The sequence below is a fragment of the Bacteroidota bacterium genome (genome assembly GCA_016718825.1).
Lineage (GTDB): Bacteria > Bacteroidota > Bacteroidia > J057 > JADKCL01 > JADKCL01.
The window spans coordinates 91,450-112,364 of record JADKCL010000068.1; the positions used below are offsets into that span (position 1 = coordinate 91,450).

Sequence of the window (20,915 nt, forward strand, 5' to 3'; positions counted from 1 at the left end):
AAGCCGTTGGACATTTTCGTTGCCCACCAAGGCAAAAGTATAAATTCTGGGGAGAAAAGAAGTGTTGGAAAAGGCAATTGGCATTTCCCCGCCGACTCATCCACCCTTACAAATCCGAAAATGAAATCACCTGGATATTTTTCTTTTCCAGAAAGGGTCGCAGGAATTCACGGGTGACGATCGCCGTTTCCTGCTCGCGGTAGGGGAGATAATGTTTGTCGATGCCCTTGCCCAATTCCTTGGGATGACAATTTTGGCCGAGGTGAAGCATCAACTCCGAAGTGCCCGGTGGCAGGTGGTTGAGAATGTCCAACATATTTTGTGACGTAGGATTCCCGTAAAAATAATCAATCAAATGGTCGGGGTGTTTGATTTCCCTTTCCTTCAATTGTTGCAATCGTTCAAGCATCCATTCGGATTTGAAATGCCGGGCAATGCGGACGGCCTTTACGGGATGGCGCAAGATGAAATTGCGCGCTAGCTTCCGCCCTACGACTTGTGTTCCAGGCTTTTTGAAGGTTGTTTTGTCCAGCATCGAATGCGCAATCGGATTCCGTACCGGGACACCGTAATCCTTGGCCAATTGCATCACCACTTCAAAAAATGGTGCATACAAGGCCAAAATATTGTACTGATAACTCAAATGGTCAAGCCTTGCCCCTGACTTTAGAAATTCCTCGATTTGTGCGCGCAATTCTATTTCCAATTCAGTCAGCGACATCCGTTTCAGCCGCGCCATGATACGTTGGATCTTGTAGAATTGTGCGTCTTTGTCCAACAAGGTCGGGATGCTCTCCTTGGGCGAAAGCGGATAACCCGAGGTGATGTTCAAGTGAACGCCGATATTGAGCTTGGGATATGTGGCTGTTGCTTGCCGAATCGTCTCCGCGGCACCGGAAAAGGTCGTCATGGCGGTGAACGTATTCACGATGCCCTGGGAAAACCCCAGCATCGAACCTGCATCGATGCAACGAGCGCAGCAAAAATCGTCGGCTGTCAAGATCAAATAACGCGTTTCAGGATAGGGTTCGATGTTCTTGAGCTGCAAAAAGGGATAAGTCGCGAATTCCGATTGAATCCGCAGCCAATCCCTTTTGGAAAGGGGAGGTGCCTTTTTCAACAACATTGGCCTCAACATGATCGCAACAAACGCTTACCCATGTACAAATCAACAGCAATTGTAGGGAATCACAAGCTGAGAATGGGCCAATGGACACTGTTTTTGGCTTATTTTGCCAATTGCAATCTGTAAATGCTTATTGGGTTCCGTTTACTTCCGCTTCACAAACTGCCCATACCCCTTTGCGACCTTCACTTCCCCGTCTTCAATGGCCACTTGCCCGCGCAGGAGGACCGTTTCCGTTTTTCCGGTGACTTTCCAGCCTTCGTAGGCGCTGTAGTCCACATGCATGTGATGGGAAGCCACGCCCAACGTATGTTCCTTCTTCGGGTCGAAGATCACAATATCCGCATCCGAACCCGGTGCAATCGTGCCCTTTTTGGGGAACATGCCGAAGATCTTGGCGGCATTCGTGCTCGTCACCTCCACATATTTGTTCATCGAAATTTTTCCCGTGCGCACACCTTCGCTGAACAACAATTCCATACGGTGCTCAATCGCAGGGTGGCCATTCGGGATTTTGCTGAAGTCATGCAGGCCCATCTTTTTCTGTTCCCACATAAATGGGCAATGGTCGGTTCCCACCACTTGCACCAAACCTTGGTTCAGTCCGGCCCAAAGATTGACCTGATCCTTTTTTTGCCGCAGCGGCGGACTCATGACCCATTTTGCGCCTTCGAATCCACCTTCGTACAAGCCCGCATCCAAGATCAAATATTGAATACAGGTTTCCACATGCACACGCTGATTGCGCAATGTGCTCCGCCTGACCGCATTGAGCGCGCCTTCGCAGGTCATGTGCACAATATAGCCTTGGCAACCTGTATATTCCGCCATGTCTGTAAACCGTCCGCTTGCCTCGGCCTCCGTTACTTCCGGCTGACTCAAATAATGGTACAGCGGACTCAAATGTCCCTGCGAACGGTGCTTGGCGATCAAGTGGTCGATCATATCACCATTGGTGGCATGGACGGTAACCAATCCGCCATTTTCCTTGACCACCCGCATCAACCCGACCATTTGTCCGTCGTCGATCATCAAGGCGCCTTTGTAGGCCATGAAGGTTTTGAAGCTCGTGATGCCTTCCTCCTTGATCATGCCTGGAATTTCCTTGGCCGTCTCATCGTTGAAATCCGTCACCGCCATGTGGAAACTGTAATCGCCAAAAGCGTTGCCATTGGAACGGCCCTGCCATTCCTCGAGCGCACTTCGGAAGGATTTTCCCTGCGTTTGCAAGACAAAATCGATCACCATCGTCGTGCCGCCATGCAATGCCGCCCGCGTACCCGTCTCGTAATTGTCGCTGCTGTACGTTCCCATAAACGGCATGTCGAGGTGCACATGCGGGTCAATTCCACCTGGAAATACGAATTTTCCTGTCGCATCAATGACGCGGTCCGCTGTATAAGGCAGGTTTTGGCCGACCGCTACCACGGTTTCCCCTTCGATATAGACATCCCCGATGAAATTGTCGGTGGCAGTAAAAATATTCCCGTTCCGGATCAGAATTCCCATGTTGTTCAGACTTTCTTGGGGTGAATATGGGGAGTTTTTTGATCGGATGCAATTGCGATGTCGATTTTTGGATGGTGCGGCGATGGGGTTGATGCTGCATGGGGAGCATCGTTCCAAAAGCACAAATGCCCCGGAACATCCGAGGCATTTGGCTGGAATTTAGGTGGCGACTATCATGCCATCCCCTTGAAAAGAACGTGAACTTTGGACATTAACACTGTATGAACTTGCCTGAGGCAGGCAATTGGCGATTATTTCACAACCATCGTAAAGGCTTTCGTATAGCCCTCGACGTTTACCCGAACGAAGTAGGCTCCCGCAGGAATTTCAGCAATCCGGAACTTCAAAACGTTGTTTCCCGGATTGAGCACAATTTGTTGCGACAATTGAAAACTGCCGTCTACGTTTTCGATATTTACCTCGGCTTCTGTGAAAGCCCTTGTTTCCACTTGCGTTTGGGCAAATCCACCATGATGTACCCGTTGGCAGCTGCGAAGCTCATTGGAACGCGATTTTCCAGGGTCTGCAACCTTTGCGAGCGCAGTGGATGCGCACAATACAAGGAGCAAAAGGCTCAGAAATTGGGATAATCGAATCTTTCGTTTCATAATATTTACAAGATATATTGAGTGCTTGATCACGCTGCAAACTTAGGGCGGCGTATGAAATTGCAGGTCGATTTCTTCCTAATTTTCTGTTAAATATTACGCTTCAATCGGCGGGTTTGTTGGTGGAATTACAGATTGAGTTTCCTGTTGGGTGCAACGGAAATGTTTGAAAATGAATTCAGAATACAGCGGTAAATATTCGGGGCGGGGCTTGGTGTCTTCGTGTCTTCGTGGCCAGAATACAGCGGTAAATGTTCGGGGCGGGGCTTGGTGTCTTCGTGCCTTCGTGGCCAAAACTCAGCGGTAAATGTTCGGGGCGGGGCTTGGTGTCTTCGTGCCTTGGTGGCCAAAACTCAGCGGTAAATGTTCGGGGCGGGGCTTGGTGTCTTCGTGTCTTCGTGGCCAAAACTCAGCGCAAGATCAGAAGCCAATTACCGCCCCGCCGGCACCATCATCTGGAACTCCTTCCACAATTCTTCAAACAGCACCTTGTCGCTCGCCATCATCACCCGCTCCGCATCGTCCGTCAAATGCAATTCCGCGGCCTCTTCATACTGGAAAATGGACCATGCACCCGCATGATATTCCAAAGCAGTCAAATTCTCCACCCAATCACCTGAATTCAAATAGACTACGCGTCCATTTTGTGTTTCCATCTCACGAATGACCGGCTGATGGATATGCCCGCAAACCACAAATTCATGCCCGTGAAAAATCGCCATGTCAGCCACCGTCTCTTCAAAATTGCTGATATGACTGACAGCACCCTTCACCGAATTTTTAATTTTCTTCGAAAGACTGAATTTGCCGCGCCCCAATCTGACCATCAGATAGTTGACAGCACGGTTGAGCAGGATCAGCAAGTCATAGCCCGTCCCGCCAAGCTTCGCGAGCCATTTGCTATGCCGCATCGTCACATCAAAGACATCCCCATGAAAAAACCAGGCGCGATCCCCATTCTCAAATGTCTTGACATATTTATTGCTCAGTTGAAAAGAACCCATCGTCATTCCCGCAAAGCGCCGCAACATTTCGTCGTGGTTGCCAGTCAAGTAGTGAACCGGAATCCCCGCTACGACCCAACCCAACAGGTGTTTCAAAACAGCCATGTGGCTATCCGGCCAATAACGTTTGCTGAATTGCCAGATGTCGATAATGTCCCCGTTGAGGATCACTTCCTTCGGCTCAATACTCTCCAAATACCGCAGCAATTCCGTCGCATGGCAACCATAAGTTCCAAGATGAACATCAGAAATGACGACCAAATCGACCCGGCGTTTTGTTGTGGTGGCTTCCTGTTCGTGATTTTTCATCTTGCTTTCCATATTTTGGTGCAAAAGTAGCCTGATTCACCGCGACAGATAATAGGAAAACCCCGATTTGATGCAATGTTCATGATTTTGCAAGGCAGGATATTGCGTACGATGCTGTGTTTTTTCTCCTTGGGAATTTCATCTCAATTTTAGCAGCCTCTAGTTCCTGAGGTTCGCGGTCCAACCGGCGGGTACGTAGTTTTTGGGCTTTGTGATAAAATGCTTATCGGGATGATTGCCAGTAATACCCTGTTCAAATCAATTTCGCGTATTGTTCGACCCGCCTGCGACGGGTCGATTGGGAAGGAGGGCCATCGATTCTACAATGGTTTGACCCTGGGGTCGACCCCAGAGGGGTCAAACCTTTATAGAAGAAGATTTCCCCTGAAGTAACGACCCCAGCGGGGTCGAACATTTTGAACTTGCAAAGTTGCCGATAAGGATATTGTGACAACGATCCTAAACCCAACATGAATCTCCGACAAAGCTTTCTGCACGCTTTGGAGCAGAAGGCTGAAATAATCGGCTTGCAACGCAACAACCTTGCTGAAAAATAAGTTCTCCACTGCAAAAGCAACAAGAATGGAGCAGCTTGCCCATGTGATTCGACAAATGATTCAGATTTCCGAGTCGGAAATGGCTGAATTGTTGGGCTTTTGCAGGCCGGCGTCCTTTCACAACAAGGCCATTCTGAGCAAGCCGGATCAGGTGCCACAGGAGATTTTTTTCATCAATAAAGGCTTGCTCCGTGTGATCGTCACTGACGTGGAGGGTACAGACCATTCGATGCACTTCACGCTGGAAAACCAATTCATTGCCGATTACAGCGCCTTCATTTTGAAGCAGCCTTCCCTCCAAACACTGCAGGCGCTTGAACCCATGGAAGTGATCATCATGCCGCGTGTTGCCATCGATTGGGGCTATGCCAACCTCCAACAAGGTGACAAACTCGGCCGCCTGATCGCCGAATACTATTTCATTTACCAAGACCACCGCATTCGAAATCTCTATGCACGCACGCCCATGGAACGCTACGAAGCGCTTGGACAGGTGTTTCCCAACATTCAGAACCGCGTGCCGCAACACATGATCGCCTCCTATTTGGGTATCACCCCCGTCCATTTGAGCCGCTTGAAGAAGGCCGATCGCCAAAAAATCTAAACATTTGTTATCGTCTCGAAGGTATTCCGCCTGCGAAATTTGCGGTAAAAGGAAAAACCATGAGATTTTCGATTGCGCTAAAATCACGCCTCAAGACAAAATACGGTCCTTGGGCCGTTGTGACAGGTGCTTCCTCCGGCATCGGTGAAGAGCTCGCCACGCGCCTCGCCGAGGCTGGATTACATGTTGTGCTCCATGGTCGCCGGCAGGAAGCCTTGGAAAAGCACGCTGCGGATTTGCGACAGCGCTACAAGGTGGAAACCCTTGTCGTGGCTGCCGATTTGGCCGAAAGGGAGGGCGTTCAAACCTTGATCGCAGCCACGGCAGGTTTGCAGGTGGGTTTGTTGGTCGCCTCTGCGGGATTCGGAACCTCGGGATCGTTTGTGGCGAGCAAGTTGGAGGATGAACTCGAAATGCTGCGGGTGAATTGTGAGGCGTTGATGGTATTGACCCATCATTTTGCAGGATTGTTCGCGCAGCAAAAAAGGGGCGGTATCATCTTGATGGCCTCCTTGGTGGGCTTTCAAGGTACGCCATTTGCCGCACACTATGCCGCCACCAAGGCCTATGTGCAGTCCTTCGCCGAGGCGCTTTTTGTCGAATTTCGTCCGCTTGGGGTAGACGTCTTGGCCGCTGCGCCGGGGCCAGTGAGTTCGGGATTCGAGCAGCGGGCCAATATGCGCGTGGGTGGGGCATTGCAACCCGCCCAAATTGGTATCCCAATCCTGAAGGCCCTTGGCCGAAAAGGAACGGTGCTCCCTGGGTTTTTGACCAAGTTTTTGGTGGCTTCCCTTCGAACGGTTCCCCGTTGGGCGAAAGTACGTATCATGAAGCGCGTCATGGGAGGAATGACCAAGCACCAACGGACAGTCTAAGGATAGGGTGGTGTTTGCGAATATGAAGGATCAATCCACCTGGACCAACCATTCAACGGCAGGAAATTGCGCAGCCGACTGCCCAAGCATCCCCAAGTTGGCGTTGCAAGGCGTCGGTTTTTGAAGAAATCCCAATTCGCCAGACCCATCTGCCGAACGTCCGTAACTCTTGTCAGCGGTTTGCGCATCAAAATAGACGGAATCAATGACCGCACCTTCAGGACCCGTCAATGCAAGAAATTCCCCCGCTGCCGCGAGCCTGAAATTCGCATGGGTCAGCCCCTCCAATTGATCTTCGTCACACCATATCAGCAGGTAGCCCTGCGGCGGAACGATCAAGCTTTGCTTCCCACGTGATTTGAACTTGAATTTTTGCAGATTTTCCACGTCATCCGACAGCGAATAGCCATTCAGACAAACCGCACTGTCACCGGCATTGTAGATTTCGATCCAGTCGTCAAAGCTCCCGCATCCATCTGCCAAAACCGATTCGTTCACAGCCATGAATTCGTTGATCCGCAGCTGCCCATGCACCGAGGCACCCAAGGCAATTCCAAAAACAAGCAACATGAGACCTTTCATCGTATAATTCTTTGCGGGTAACAGACAGGCATTGAAGCGAATGCGCCAATTGCACGCAAGCTACGGCCGCAGTGTGAACTGAATCTGAAGTTTGGGTGAAGATTGGGGGATTTCGTCCGAATCTTTCGGGTTGGATTCTATAGGTGGTGACGGGTTGTATCCATCAGCCTCGCCAGGTCGAGGCAAAATAGGCTTCTTCCTATTCCACGGAGAAAAATACAGCTGAACCACATCACCGCGACCTTTACCGCTTAGTGGCGCATAACCACCCGAGGATACAAATATGCGCCAACCAACTGCGGCGCGAAAACAAAACCAAACGGAAAGGCAACCGGCCACCCCTCTCCAACGCCTTCAAAGTCTCTGACAAAGAAGGCGATGGGGAGGGAAGGGGAGAGGCGGCAAAAATGGCGGCAAGCCGCAAAAAAAAACATGCCACCTAGAATTCAACCCAAGGCCTGATTCTGTAAATTAGCTTCGCAGATCTAAAGATTCTGCTCAAAATTCAACCCGCGGTGGGATTGGCTGCTCCGATTTTCAATTCTGAGAAACGTGAGTTCAGCGAAGCTAATTCTGAAAATTAGCTTCGCTGATCTAAAGATTCTGAAAATTCTGCTCAAAATTGACGCTAATTAAGCCCTGGAATATAATGCCCATCGGCATTGCCATCATCTTCAGGTTGTACCACGAGCCCCATCTTCAATTGCCTGCCTTTGTTGCCAATCGTCTTCGACATAATGAACTTACCCGCATACGTAAACATATCCAAGTGGATCGTGATATCCACGCCAAGCAAGCCGAGCGCATCCACAACTGCCTGAATCGATTGGTCATCCAAATATTCATTGAAAGTGACATTGGCACTGGTTGCGGCACGTCGTACGACAGATTCATCCAATCCATAAAATCGAATCAGATTGTCCCAAAAACAAGGCCCATTGGAGCGTATTAGATGATGAGAAATATTGTACAGCGTACCATTGATCTGATAGTAGTCGTCCTCGTTCAATTCGACCTTTTTGTACTCTTTTTGATGTCGCTTGAGCTTGCGTTTCTTCTTGAACTCATTGTCCTTCGTAGTTCCCAGCTCTTCTTCAGAATCCAAATCCCCCTCGCGCAAAGGGGACATTCCACCAAGAATCAAACGATCATCTTTTGTGATCGACTTCAACGGGTGATCGCCGAGTAGAATTTCTCTAATTCTCTCCACCTGCTCCCTCCCTTTTTGGGCGCTAGCGACGAATTTGAACAATTTGGGAATATCCTCCAGGCTGATCGCTCCGCGCGTCACTTGCCTGAGCAAAGCCCGGAAGATTTTGACAGCACCATGCTTCCGCCATTGTTCGCCGAGATAAACTGCACCCATCAGCATCGCAGCAGCCCGCAGCGCAGTAGGATTCTTGAGCATTTCCGCTTTTGCATCGAGCAACACCTCTGCCACTTCTTTTTCACTGAGTCCCGACTTCATCAGTGCCTTGAACATTGAGGAGTAAGTCGTATCGAGACTCGTTTTGGGATACTGCTGCAAATTCGTCGTGATATAGGGTGCATTCCGGTTGTGCTTGACGTTGAATTTCCCAAATTCATTCGACCTTTCCTGAAATTGCTGATCAGGATTCCAATCTGAATACAGCTTGATCATGCTACCATACTGCTGAGGAGTGGATTCGATTTCGTCATTCGACTCAGAAGATTCCTCCATCCGATCTTCCTTTTCCTCGATCATCGGGGTGTAAGAAGAACCGGTGGATGGGCCGCGCATTCCTACCGTAGGCCGAATACGCTCGTCCTCATGGTCATAAATCGTGAGATTTTTTCCTTCACGCGTGGTAAATACCCAGCCGTGCTTGGTTATTTTCGTAAGGTTGGCAACCGTCCACTTTTGGCCATCGAATACTTGGAATTCGCCATTGACTTCAGACCAGCCCGGCTTGTAACATTGGACTACCGCTGTCTTCAATTGAGCAGCCGACGAGGAAGATTGCCCTGAATGATCCAAGGGTGAATCCTTCTCAGAACTTAAATCCACGCGCATTTGGGCCGCTTTGGCACCCATGACATCTGCTTCCTGCTCCAAACCGACATCATCATTGACCGGTTTCCCACCTGCTTCAGTCGTGGGCTTGACCCGACCTTGACGTTGCTGCACCACGTGCCACGCTTCATGAGCAAGATGCTGTTCTTGTCCGGAACCCAAATGAATATCGTTCCCTTGGGCAAATGCAGCAGCTTGGAGTTGCGCAGGCGCACTCGAATTGTAATGCACATTCACATCATCCAGTGCCATTCCCGAAAGCCCCTCAATCCCAGCCTTCAATTGCGCGGGGAGCCCCGAACGGTTTTCCTTGTTCTGAAGGGCGCCGCGGGAAAATTCTGTAGCCTTTTCCTTCAATTGCGCCGATTGCTTCACTTGAGGGCTGTGATTGGCAGCAAGTTGCAAAGTCCGCAATTGATGCACCTGCGCACTAGCGTCAGCCGCCACCTGCAATTGCCGCAATTGACCGGAATCCGGACCCTCGGATGAACCTTCGACCAAAGAGTTCGTCAAAGTTCCTTCCTTTTCCCCTGCCTCAAAAGGCTTCTTCTGAGCCACGTTGTGGCTTTCATGTACTTCGTTGGTTTTCATAATTTCCAGAGTTGGTACACGAAAATACACCAATTTCGCATTATTTGGTAACACAATCCTGAAAAAGTGAAGCAATCAAAGCAGGTAGTTTGTTTAGAAAGTGACCAATCAACCCCGCATTCGCAACTATGGATCCTTCGCAAGATCGCTGCATGTGGCCCATGCCGCACCCTTTCACCATCCCCCAAACAGATGAAACACGGAGTCCCGCCTCCAAAAATCCCTGTATATCCCAACAATCAAATCTGACTCCGCCACCGCCACCGGTTGCTGAATAACGAAAATCGCAGGCCCCACGAAACCTAGGGGCGCTACCGCCTAGTGGCACATAGCCACCCCAGGTTACAAATAGGCGCCATCCACCTGCGGCACGAAAACAAACCAATTCCCCCAGTAGAGACGAAGCACGCCACGTCTCAGTCCAACGTGTTACAAGCCAATACGTTATTCCGAAAATTCTGTAAATTAGCTTCGCTGATCTAAAGATTCTGATCCAGACAACACCCACAATTCAACCCAAAATGTGATTCCGTAAATTCCGAAAATTCTGCTTCCAACTTTTCACTTATCACTTTTCACTTTTCACTGAAAAAGGTCCCCTTGCGAGGACCTTTCTCAAAAAAAACACCAACCGCAAAACTCAGAAGATGTTCACGATCCGCATCCCATTGCTTTGCGCAAGCGAATACAGCGTGCCCGTCACCTCTTGGTAAAATTCGATGCCGACGCAAGTGACCAACCCGCAAGTCGCCGTCATCACCGGACTGCCAGGCAAAGTTGCAATCAGCTGCACCGGAGCCACGATGGGAACATCAATCTCCAAGGCAGCGCTGGAAGTCACAGCATTCACCGAATTCAAGTCCGGATCGGTGGGGACGTAACCGCCTTCAGCACTATCGAAGTAGTGGTCTGAAAGGACCGTGATCACGAGCACAAGCTTGAAGTGCGTCGTGCCTTGAGGAGCAGTCACAAGCGCATCGACGTCAAAAATGGGCACATCCAACGTCACCTCGTTGCGCGCCACATTGGGCGACACAGTAAAAGGTGCACTGAATACCATCTCCAACAACTCGGTTTTGTGAATGCTTTTACCGACCAACTTGGCTTTGTTGGGAAGCACCTCAATCGGACGCTTGCCACGTTCGCCAGTCGTTGCGGCTTTCTGCATTTGCTTGAAAATACCCGTTAAGCGCGAGGTGAAGAGACGGTCAGCATAGCGCTTCAACACATTCGCGAGTCCGATCCGCAGTGATTTTCCGGTCACTGCAGCTCCGCCAAACTCACGCATGTTCTCACGTGTCCGCTTGAACTCAGGCGCATTCTCGATGCGCTCCTTGTCCAGACTCGTGGTCTGACGCATATATTTCTGACCATCCTTCTCGTAGAAGTTCACGTCCCCGATATCACCGGAGACACGAAATAAAGAACGAAACTTAGCCATAATCTTAACGATTTAAATGGTAAATAAAGAACGAAAAAAATCAACCGGCTGTTTCAGATGTTTCCAGTAGCACACCTCCTGCGGCGGTACCTCCAACAATAGGTAGGCTACTATCATTGCACCCAATCCGGAAATAAAAAGAACGACAGCCGGATTGATTATATTTACAAGATGCACAATCGCATCGATCACGCACAATATAGGCTGGGTGTAGATGCAGATGCGCAAAACCTTCGCACAGCGCGCAGATTCAATTTGTCAAATGCGCACAGTCATATTAGCCACGAATGAGTTACCCCAAACGGAAACCAAGGCAACACGCTGCACCACCAACCGGAGCAAAAAAATCATGAACTGAGAGGAACAAAGTAGGAGAGGTGCGATATCCAGGGTTTGAACCAAGGCTGAACATCTTGAGGCAAGTTAAACAGGCGAATCAATTTTGAGTGTTTCATAAGAACGATGTGGTAAGTCCAAAAGAACAAATTCGCAAGCAGCAGACAACCAAGCTTTCTGAAAGGAATCAAGCGCAATACTTGACCTCGGTTGTTGCAAATATATACGCTTCATTTTTCATTTTGTTATTTTTTAGGCAATAAATTTTTAAAATATTTTTTGCCCTTGAAGCCGAATAAAAAATGAAAGTCTTGATCGGAAATTATTTCCCGTTAAGTGGTTGAATATCAATGCGCAAACGACGTTCTGTTCGCCGAGGACGAGGCATGTTTTTTGCGCAATATTCCTGTCTGAAATCTGCTGAATCACCTTCCTTTACGGTCATAATTACAAGCACATTTCAAGACCAAATCAGGAGAATTCCAAGGCTTGTCACCAAAGAACTCACCCCCGTTTCGATGTATGCCGGGCCATCGATCCACCCTTCACCGAAGGCTACAAGATGTTGCCCAAGGCGGAAGAAACACTGCCGGACTTTCAAGTCCGCAGCCGTCGTCAAGCAAGAGCGACGTTGTTACCCAAACGGAGACAATCCCCCATTCGCGCGCAACATGATTCAATAATACAACAACCAAAAACCCCGCGCAGCAAGAATGGACGAACGGGCACTCTGGAAGGACGAAGTGGCACATCTATTTATCCAACGGGCACGTTGGGCTCCGCCCAACTCCTCCTCACTCGCACTCAAACTCACACTCGAATACGCGCCAGTGCCCGTGCACAATCCGTTTTCCACACTCTTGCCCAGAACCCGCACCGTTTCTGGACGAACGGGACCAATTCTGGACGAACGGTCATCCTGACGGATAAACGGGCATTCCCCAAAATGCATCCAAGGTTCGCCCTGAAAGGGCCGTCTATCGGTAGCCGGACGGCGGCAGCCTCCGGTGAACGAAGCCCACCACAAACCTCGCGCCCCAAGGGGGCCGCCTGTTTGACTTCAAATAATTACAAAACCCATGTTCCTTCTGAAACCACGGCTGAGCCGTTCCCTGCTCTTTCCATCGCCTCACCCCCGGCCCGCTCTCCACGACTTTTCCTAACGGAAAAATCGCGGAGAGGGGAGTTAATTTGGCGCAGCCAAATCCCTCCTCCCTCGCTCTCGAACGCACACTGAAATCACGCCCTTGCCCAAACCGTTTCTGGACGAACGGTACCAATTCCGGACGAGTGGGCACGTTGGCCTCCGCCCAGCCCCTCCTGACTCGCACTCGAACTCACACCCTTGCTCGATTCGCACACGTTTTTCACACCCTTGCCCTTGCTCACACCGTTTTTCACGCCCTTGCCCTTGCCCACACCCTTTTCCTTGCCCAAACCGTCTCCGGTAGTCCGAGGCTGTAGAAATTCCGATGCCCTTCGGACCAGGTACAAATCGAAAACATGGTTGCATACAAACCGTCAAAGATCACGAGAAGCATCTTTGCCAATCCGCTTACATCTACTTGCGATCTTGGGCAGGGCGGCTTACTTTCGCTATGGATTGGTTTCAGCTTCTTGAAACCCCTCCTCTGCGTGGCAGCACATGAAGCACGAGTTTGTAAACAAGGATGGTATCGGCAGTCTCATCATGCAGTATGGGGAACCTTCCATTTCAAAAAACTATTTTCAAGACCAGACGCATAAACGGTATTATTCCATTGCTTGGAACACCGGCAACGACCAGATCATTCGCATCGATGAAGTGTCCTATCGCTTCGAATCCAATGCAGTCCTGCCCATCATGCTCAATCAGTCTTTTGATTTTGAACATGCAGAATCGATCGTAATGTGGCGATTCAACCGGGAATTTTACTGTGTTTTGACACAGGATCCCGTGGTAAGCTGTGTAGGGTTTATTTTTTATGGGCCCTCACCCACCATGTTTGTGAATTTGGATGAGGAGCACTTGATTCGACTAGAAGGCTTATTGGCAATTTTCCGGGAGGAATTTGACTCCAAGGAAGATGTAAAAGACGACATGCTGCGCATGCTCTTGGTGCGGTTGATCATCATCATTACCCGGTTGGCGAAGCGGCAGCACCTTGGGAATGAAGATCTCCCGGACGATAAATACAACCTGATCCGGCAGTTCTGTGTATTCGTCGAGAAGCACTTTCGTCAAGAGCACCAACTCGCATTTTATGCCAACCTGCTCAACAAATCGCCCAAGACGATTTCCAATCACTTCTCGTTGTACAGCAAGAAAAAGCCGACCCAGATCATCCAAGATCGTATCATTTTAGAGGCGAGGAGGTTGTTTTACTACACAGACAAGTCAGTCAAGGAAATCGCCTTTGACCTGGGATTTGAGGATGTCGGGCACTTCAGCAAGTTTTTCAAAAAGGCCACCAACCACAACCCATCCGAGATCAAAAAGATCACGCGACTGTTTCCCGACAAGTGAACAGGTGTCCAAATGCCATTCTCGGGAACGATGTACAACGCATCGGGAAGGATGTCCATTTACAGAGAATTTGCAAGGTGGCACCTTTGTTAAAAATAAGAATAGTCAATGAAACGCAAATTACAGATCCTTTGCCTGCTCCTTTTAGCTATCCAAGGCATGAAGGCTCAAGTTCCCAAAAAAGTCTTGGTGGAGCACTTCTCAAACACCAACTGCAGCATCTGTGCGAACCGCAACCCTGCCTTCTATGCCAACTATAACATGCAGTCCAATGCATTGCATTTGGCAATTCACCCAAGCGCTCCTTACCCGAACTGCCTCCTCTCACAACAGAGTTCCCCCCAAAACGATGCGCGCACCAACCACTATGGTATCTATGGCGGAACCCCGCGCTTGGTGATCAACGGCACAGTCATTTCGACCGGTGCCAACTACGGTGCAAGTTCCATTTTCACACCTTTTGTCGGTCAAACCTCGCCGGCCAGCATCCGCATCGTGCAAGAGAAGTTTGGAATGGATTCCATCGTTGCCCTCATCAGCGTGAAAACGGAAGCCGTGCATACGTTGGGAAACCTTGTACTATTCGTTGCGCTGTCGGAGGACACCGTGAATTACACCGGTGGGAACGGCGAAACGGCTCATTTTGACGTGTTCAGGAAGGCGCTCACCGATGCGACCGGGACACCGTTTACCTTGCCGGCGACGGTTGGCGACTCGATGGTATTCAGGGTCTCTTCAGCAGCGGACCCTATTTGGGACTTCAGCCGCATCTATACAATGGCGGTGGTGCAGGAGGCTGGCAACAAGGTACTCGTGCAAGCAGCAGCAGCAGCCCCGGGTGAGAATGGTTCCACAACGGGCGTAACCTCCGGACTCGGGCAGATTGAAGTCTATCCAAATCCAACCGAAAATTTGGTCCATGTTCGCTTGCCGAATGCGTCGTCGTGCGAAATCACAATCTTGAACCACCTGGGCCAAACTGTCGCACGTCAAAAACATGCCACGCAGTCGTTTGACATCAACCTTTCGACGCTTCCTTCTGCCAAATATTGGTTGCAGGTAAGGACACCCAATGGCAGCCTCACAAAGCCCATTGTCAAACTGTGAAGGCTGCTAGGCCGAGGTGGTTACAAATAGGAGCCATTGATCCGAAAGTGTTTGAAGAATCGGCAGTCTTTTTTGCTGCGATGGTCCGTGCGGATGGCTTTTGACTGACAAAATGCGGTGGAACTTACTGGTAGAGAACGAAAAATTTGATAGCAAGTGTTGAACGTGAAACTTGCATTTAGGGCGAAAATGGCGTTTCGTTAGACGAATCGCGACGAGATGTCTCAACATTGAATTGCATTTATGCTGATATTTCTTCTTATTGCCAGCAGATTAGAGGGCGCAAAGCAGGAACATATTTCAATATGATCAACCGCGGTGTAATCATTGCTTTATTACTTTTGTTCACATCACTTTATTCCCAAAACTGTGTGGCCATGCTCCAAAGGGTAGACCAGGGAGACATCCGGAGCATTGATCGTTTTGGAAATTGCATTTTGTCTCACGGCAAAGAGGATGCACTGCTGCTCGAATACTATGACCTCAAGAAACGATACTTTTTCAAATCCCACCAGCTGGATTCTGTAAGCCGCTACATCGACCTGTCCATGGAAGTTGCGCAACGATGCAATGACGCAAGGAAGGTGATAAGTATTCAGTTTGAGATCGGACTTTTGTATGCCAAGCAAAAAAAATCCGTTGAAGCGATCCAGCAATTCCAGGCGCTCCTACCTGAAATCGAAACTGGAAACGACACCGTGTTGCTGGGCAAATTGTATCACAATCTATCCACAGTCTATATCGAGCTCTATCAATTTGAGGCAGGGATGGAATATTTGTGCCGGGCCTTGGATGTGATTGTGCCTACGAAAGATTTTCATACCCAAGGCAAAATTTGGATGCAATTGGCTGATCTGCAAATGCAACTGTATCGATTTGATACTGCGGAGGTGTCTGCGAGTAAGGCGCGGCGCGCATTTGAGAAGGTTGCGATAAAGGACTACCAAGGGAGCGCCGCTATAAGGGAAGCAGTTTGCAGGATCAAACAAGGAAAGCAGCTGCACCCCGATACATTGCTTTCCTTGTTGGCTTTTCTACCTGCACTACAAAATGGACCTTCTGGCAAAGTCACCAAGACCACGGCTTATGTCGGCTTGGCACAATTACTTATCTACAACAAGTTTGACCTGCCTCAAGCGGAAGAGCTTCTCGCTCATTCGCTGCCGACCTGTGACTCCATGCAGTTGCGACTCAACATCACCGACATTTACTATGCCTACGCGCAACTCAACAAACTTAACGATGCTCCTGACAGCGCTTATGCGTATTACGAACGCTATGCTCGGTTGAAGGAGGAGATCGCACAGGAGGGATCACGCCTTCAGCTCAATGGCTTGCGCGTTCTACACCAAGTGGATCAACAGGCGGAGCAAATCAAAAACCTCGAACAGGAGCGTCAAATCTCGCACTTGTGGACCGTTATTTTGGCTATTTCTGTTGGGTTCGCCATTTTCATCGCTGTGTTTCTTTCATTTGTCCTACGACAAAAGCTCAGGCTAGCTACCAAAAGGCATCAGATTCAGCAATTGACCTTAGAAAATCAAAGGCTTCTCAATGAAAAGCTGGAGGCTGAGAATGTTTCCAACGCCCGTGAACTCGCAACAACAACGCTCCACATCATCCAAAAAAATGAAGTCCTCGAAAGGCTGAACGCCGAAATCAGCCCGCTACTGAAAGAAAGTGAATTGTCGTCGCAAATAAAATTGCAGTTGCAATCTTTACGTGGAAGCATCCGAGACAATGACTTCTGGGAAACAACATGGGAAAACTTCAGGCAACACTTTGACCGCATCCATCCTGAGTTCTTCCAGAATTTGCAGGCCCAATTTCCGCGCCTTACGCCAAACGACTTGCGCCATTGCGCCTACGTGCGCATGAATTTGACGCGCAAAGAGATCGCGCTTCTCCTAAATGTCAATGTCGAAGCAGTGAAAATGGCACGCAATCGGCTTAAGAAAAGATGAATCTTACAGCAGAAGAGGACTTGATCGCTTATATCCTCCGGCTTTGAAGGCGAACAGTATCCAATTTTCGTATGTAACTGCGGGAAATGTAAAGGAACGCACCGCAGAATAAGGCCTATGATGGCATGTGCATGATGATGTACCGGATGGCATCTTGTACCGTTAGGAAGTTTTCCATCTCTTCTTCAGGAATTTCAATCTGAAATTCGTCATTCATTTGTTGTATGAGCTTAAGAATATCCATCTTGTCCGCACCGATATCATTCCGGAAATGAGTTTCTGCGGAAATTGTCAAGGGATCAACCCCAAAAACATCGGCAACGATTCGGTAGATTGAATTTTCCATATTGGGTACAAATGCTTTCTTTTTATCACACTGAGATCTCTTAGATGCATGCCTTTTGATTTGGCTAATGGCATCATGTACAGTCTTAATTTGAACAAGTTCCTCGTCAGACATCTGGATAACATACTGATCATTTAACTGATGCTGTAGCCGTTGCGTAGCTTCACGATTGGCGCTATGGTCTTGATGAAATTCCGTTTCAGGGTTTACCTCGTGGGCGTCCACACCAAATACCTCTGAAATGATGCCATAGACTACTGTTTCCATAAAGGGCAGATGCTTCAAGTTTTACAAAGACCAAGTTGAAAACATTCGATGGAGTTTGCAATGGGTTCGAAGGCATTTGAGAGGCTTTGGGATGATTGTACATTCTGAAAACCGACTTAGGTCGCCTGAAAGCCTTTATACCTGCCTTTAATTTGTAGTCTGTTACCCATTTGTTACCCTCTCCAGGTGCGGAGATGGGCGTGTCACTTGATAGTTTTGGACGGATCAAATTCAAAACTATTCTGTATGCGACATCTTTGGATCACTTTTCTCTTAATCATGGTGTTGGCCATGTCAGCATCAGCGCAACAAGGCGTAAGCGTCACGACGGACAATACACCGCCCGATGCCTCGGCAATCTTTGATGTGAAATCGACTACGCGTGGTGTACTTGTACCGCGGATGACGCTCGTGCAGCGAAACGCCATTGCCACGCCTGCAACAGGACTGCTCATTTACCAGACCAACGGTACGACAGGGTTTTATTATTACAATGGCACGGCATGGACTGCAATCAGCGCCGCTGCCGATAACCTCGGAAACCATACCGCGACGACTAACCTTAATCTAGGAACTAACAGCATCACCAACACCACCAATATAACGGCGTCTGGCACGGCAAACTTGGGTGGAAATGCCTACCCCACCGTGATGGGGACTTCGGGACAAGTGCTGACCACCAATGGTGCGGGACTCACTAGCTGGGGCAGTGTTGCGGGCGAATCAACCACCGCCAACAATGGCCTGACAGTCTCGGGGGTCAACGTGGCGCTCGGCGGTGACCTCATAGGCACCACCAACATCAACCAAGACAATGCCGAAGTACTGCGTATCAACAACAACAGCACAGTCGGTACCGTGATTGACCTGCAAAACACGGGCGATTTCCGGATCCTTGACGCTGGTGTCAATGCACTCCAATTGCTCGACAATGGAACATTGACTGTAGGGACGACCAATCAGTTCCAAGTGAACAATGCCGGGAATATCACGCGCATCAACAATCTGGTCACGAGCTTCCCAACAGTACAAGGCACAGCTGGTCAGGTCCTGACCAACGACGGCGCTGGAGATTTGACTTGGACCACAATAGCAGACGAAGCCACCACCGCCAACAATGGACTCACGCTTGCAGGGCAGAACGTCACCTTGGGCGGTGACCTGACGGCCACAACCACCATCACCCAAGACAATGCTGAGGTGCTGCGCATCAACAACAACGGTACTGCCGGTACGATCATCGATTTACAAAACACTGGCGACCTCAGGGTAATGGACAATGGTACGAATGCCTTTCAAGTTCTTGACGACGGGAGGGTTATCATCGGCACAGCCAGCCAATTGTCGATCAACAACACGGGCAATATCACGCGCCTTAACAACGTCGTCACCAACTTCCCCAATGCACAAGGGGCTGCAGGTACTTTCCTCAACAACGACGGCGCCGGCAACCTCGACTGGGTGGCGGCTCCCTCCTTTACGGATCCCACTACAGCCTCCAATGGTTTGACTTTGATCGGAAACGATGTACGGTTGGGTGGGACGCTTGCCGCAAACACAACCATTACACAGAATGCCGCACAATCACTCACGTTTAGCAATATTTCTACAGCTAACACGGCGATCAACATGCAAAGCACAGGCGATTTCGTAGTGCAAGACAACGGTGTCAGTGCCTTGACAGTGCAAGACAATGGCAATGTGAGCATCGGCACCACCAACCAAATGCAAATCGACAATACCGGCGACTTTGTGCGCATCAACAACGTACCCACAAATTTCCCTGCCGCGCAAGGAATTGCAGGCCAAGTCCTCACAAACAATGGAACTGGAGACCTGACTTGGACCAACGGCAGCGGCTTCAATTGGAGCATCCTTGGGAACGGAAACACTACGGCAGGCACCCATTTCATCGGAACCACCAACAACATACCCTTGGAATTTAGGGTAGGCAACCAAATCGCTGGCTTTATCAGTGAAGTCTCAAAATCGAATGCCTTCTTTGGTCACCTTGCAGGCTTTTCAATCACGAGTGGTGACGGCAACACCGGTATCGGGAAAAATGCGCTTGGCGGCAACTCGACAGGAGGAGGCAATACAGCGGTAGGCAACGGGGCTGCAATATCAAACCTGCTTGCCTCGAGCAATACTGCCATCGGGCAAAGTGCATTGATCAACAACCTGAATTCCAGCAGGAATACCGTGGTTGGGGAATCCGCAATGTTCACCTTCGACTTTGCCAATGGTGGTGCGGTTTACAACGCACACAATACCGCCATCGGCCGTGCATCCTTGTTTTTTCTCAATGCGACCTCCAACGCCAATGGAATCGACAATACCGCCTTGGGTGTTCAAAGCGGCTTGAATGCGACCACCAATATTGGCTGCACCTACCTCGGCACTGCTACTTATGATGCCACACCTGGCTATCTCAACAGTACCGCGATCGGGTACAATTGCACCATAGATGCAAGCAACAGGGTGCGTGTCGGAGGCTCCGGCGTCACCTCGGTGGGTGGGCCTGTAGCCTATACCAATTTCTCTGACAAGCGGTTCAAGCACAACGTATGCAAGGATGTAAAGGGGCTAGATGTCATCATGAAGCTGGAGCCTGTCACATACCAATTTGACTACGAAGCGCTTGACCGCTTTTATCATCGGCCAGACTCCATGATTGCCAAGACGGACTACACAACAGCTAACGACTTGCGTCAAATTGGTTTCATGGCACAGGAAATCGACTCTCTCTGCCAGGCTATGGGCTTTGAGTTTGGGGCGGTCGATAGGCCCAGTGATAGTAATTCAGGCATCTATGGCATTCGCTACACCGCATTTGTTCCGATTTTGGTAAAAGCCGTGCAGGAGCAACAGTTGCAAATCGATGTCCTGACACTGCAAAACCAAGCGGCCATTGCCGAGAATGCACAAATCAAGGCACAATACAAGCTTGAATTGGAATCGTTGAAGGCGGAGGTGGCCCGCATCCACCAAACCTTGCCACTGCTGAATGCAAGTAACTACAAGTGAGTCCGGTCATATTCGATTAATGCCATTCACAACTTATGCCATTTCGGGCTTTTGATAGAATTATGCAAAAATTACCTTGCAAGGGTACATTAACCCAGAGGTGTGTAAATTCTTCTATTCC

The 20,915-nt window shown here is 49.5% G+C and carries 16 protein-coding genes; 6 read left to right on the plus strand and 10 right to left on the minus strand.

Translation table 11 applies throughout. The features are described 5' to 3' along the window. Positions 1-106: 106 nt before the first annotated feature. The 4 genes from IPN95_31370 to IPN95_31385 form a co-directional block, all read right to left on the minus strand. Positions 107-1,126: a ChbG/HpnK family deacetylase gene (locus tag IPN95_31370; protein ID MBK9453817.1), complete on the minus strand. Its 1,020-nt coding sequence runs from the start codon at positions 1,124-1,126 to the stop codon at positions 107-109. Between the two features lie 144 nt (positions 1,127-1,270). Further along, positions 1,271-2,635, minus strand: coding sequence for a dihydropyrimidinase (gene hydA / locus IPN95_31375; protein ID MBK9453818.1), 1,365 nt, complete (start codon positions 2,633-2,635; stop codon positions 1,271-1,273). A gap of 251 nt (positions 2,636-2,886) precedes the next feature. Continuing rightward, complete coding sequence (locus IPN95_31380) at positions 2,887-3,243, minus strand: T9SS type A sorting domain-containing protein (GenBank protein MBK9453819.1); 357 nt, start codon at positions 3,241-3,243, stop codon at positions 2,887-2,889. 431 nt (positions 3,244-3,674) lie between these two features. After that, the gene (locus IPN95_31385) at positions 3,675-4,556 is read right to left on the minus strand and encodes a UDP-2,3-diacylglucosamine diphosphatase (protein MBK9453820.1); all 882 of its coding nucleotides are present in this window, start codon (positions 4,554-4,556) and stop codon (positions 3,675-3,677) included. A gap of 582 nt (positions 4,557-5,138) precedes the next feature. Between IPN95_31385 and IPN95_31390 the strand changes: the two genes are divergently transcribed. Both IPN95_31390 and IPN95_31395 read left to right on the plus strand, forming a co-directional pair. Further along, on the plus strand, positions 5,139-5,717 hold the full coding sequence (locus IPN95_31390) for a Crp/Fnr family transcriptional regulator (GenBank protein ID MBK9453821.1): 579 nt from the start codon (positions 5,139-5,141) through the stop codon (positions 5,715-5,717). Between the two features lie 59 nt (positions 5,718-5,776). Continuing rightward, positions 5,777-6,592 (plus strand): SDR family oxidoreductase, encoded by an 816-nt coding sequence (locus IPN95_31395; protein MBK9453822.1) that lies wholly within the window; start codon positions 5,777-5,779, stop codon positions 6,590-6,592. Positions 6,593-6,622: 30 nt separating this feature from the next. On the opposite strand, the gene IPN95_31400 is transcribed toward IPN95_31395, so the two are convergent. The 4 genes from IPN95_31400 to IPN95_31415 all read right to left on the minus strand — a co-directional run bounded on the left by IPN95_31400 (position 6,623) and on the right by IPN95_31415 (position 13,014). Next, complete coding sequence (locus IPN95_31400; protein MBK9453823.1) at positions 6,623-7,174, minus strand: lamin tail domain-containing protein; 552 nt, start codon at positions 7,172-7,174, stop codon at positions 6,623-6,625. A 628-nt stretch (positions 7,175-7,802) separates the two neighbouring features. Next, entirely contained in the window at positions 7,803-9,800 is a 1,998-nt protein-coding gene (locus tag IPN95_31405) for a DUF4157 domain-containing protein (GenBank protein ID MBK9453824.1), read from the minus strand. Between the two features lie 640 nt (positions 9,801-10,440). Further along, entirely contained in the window at positions 10,441-11,241 is an 801-nt protein-coding gene (locus IPN95_31410) for a hypothetical protein (protein ID MBK9453825.1), read from the minus strand. A 1,575-nt stretch (positions 11,242-12,816) separates the two neighbouring features. Then, positions 12,817-13,014 carry a hypothetical protein gene (locus tag IPN95_31415; protein ID MBK9453826.1) on the minus strand — a complete coding sequence of 66 codons (198 nt, stop codon included), beginning with the start codon at positions 13,012-13,014 and terminating at the stop codon, positions 12,817-12,819. Between the two features lie 208 nt (positions 13,015-13,222). Between IPN95_31415 and IPN95_31420 the strand changes: the two genes are divergently transcribed. Both IPN95_31420 and IPN95_31425 read left to right on the plus strand, forming a co-directional pair. Next, positions 13,223-14,083, plus strand: coding sequence for an AraC family transcriptional regulator (locus IPN95_31420; GenBank protein MBK9453827.1), 861 nt, complete (start codon positions 13,223-13,225; stop codon positions 14,081-14,083). A gap of 108 nt (positions 14,084-14,191) precedes the next feature. Then, positions 14,192-15,190, plus strand: a complete 999-nt coding sequence (locus IPN95_31425; GenBank protein ID MBK9453828.1) for a T9SS type A sorting domain-containing protein — start codon at positions 14,192-14,194, stop codon at positions 15,188-15,190. A 350-nt stretch (positions 15,191-15,540) separates the two neighbouring features. Here the strand turns inward: IPN95_31425 and IPN95_31430 are convergent, their stop codons facing one another. Further along, positions 15,541-15,846, minus strand: coding sequence for a hypothetical protein (locus IPN95_31430; protein ID MBK9453829.1), 306 nt, complete (start codon positions 15,844-15,846; stop codon positions 15,541-15,543). Positions 15,847-15,888: 42 nt separating this feature from the next. Here IPN95_31430 and IPN95_31435 point away from each other — a divergent pair, with 42 nt between their 5' ends. Then, positions 15,889-17,154 (plus strand): hypothetical protein, encoded by a 1,266-nt coding sequence (locus IPN95_31435; GenBank protein MBK9453830.1) that lies wholly within the window; start codon positions 15,889-15,891, stop codon positions 17,152-17,154. 115 nt (positions 17,155-17,269) lie between these two features. On the opposite strand, the gene IPN95_31440 is transcribed toward IPN95_31435, so the two are convergent. After that, on the minus strand, positions 17,270-17,767 hold the full coding sequence (locus IPN95_31440; protein ID MBK9453831.1) for a hypothetical protein: 498 nt from the start codon (positions 17,765-17,767) through the stop codon (positions 17,270-17,272). A gap of 246 nt (positions 17,768-18,013) precedes the next feature. Here IPN95_31440 and IPN95_31445 point away from each other — a divergent pair, with 246 nt between their 5' ends. Further along, the gene (locus IPN95_31445) at positions 18,014-20,794 is read left to right on the plus strand and encodes a tail fiber domain-containing protein (GenBank protein ID MBK9453832.1); all 2,781 of its coding nucleotides are present in this window, start codon (positions 18,014-18,016) and stop codon (positions 20,792-20,794) included. Positions 20,795-20,915: the final 121 nt, after the last annotated feature.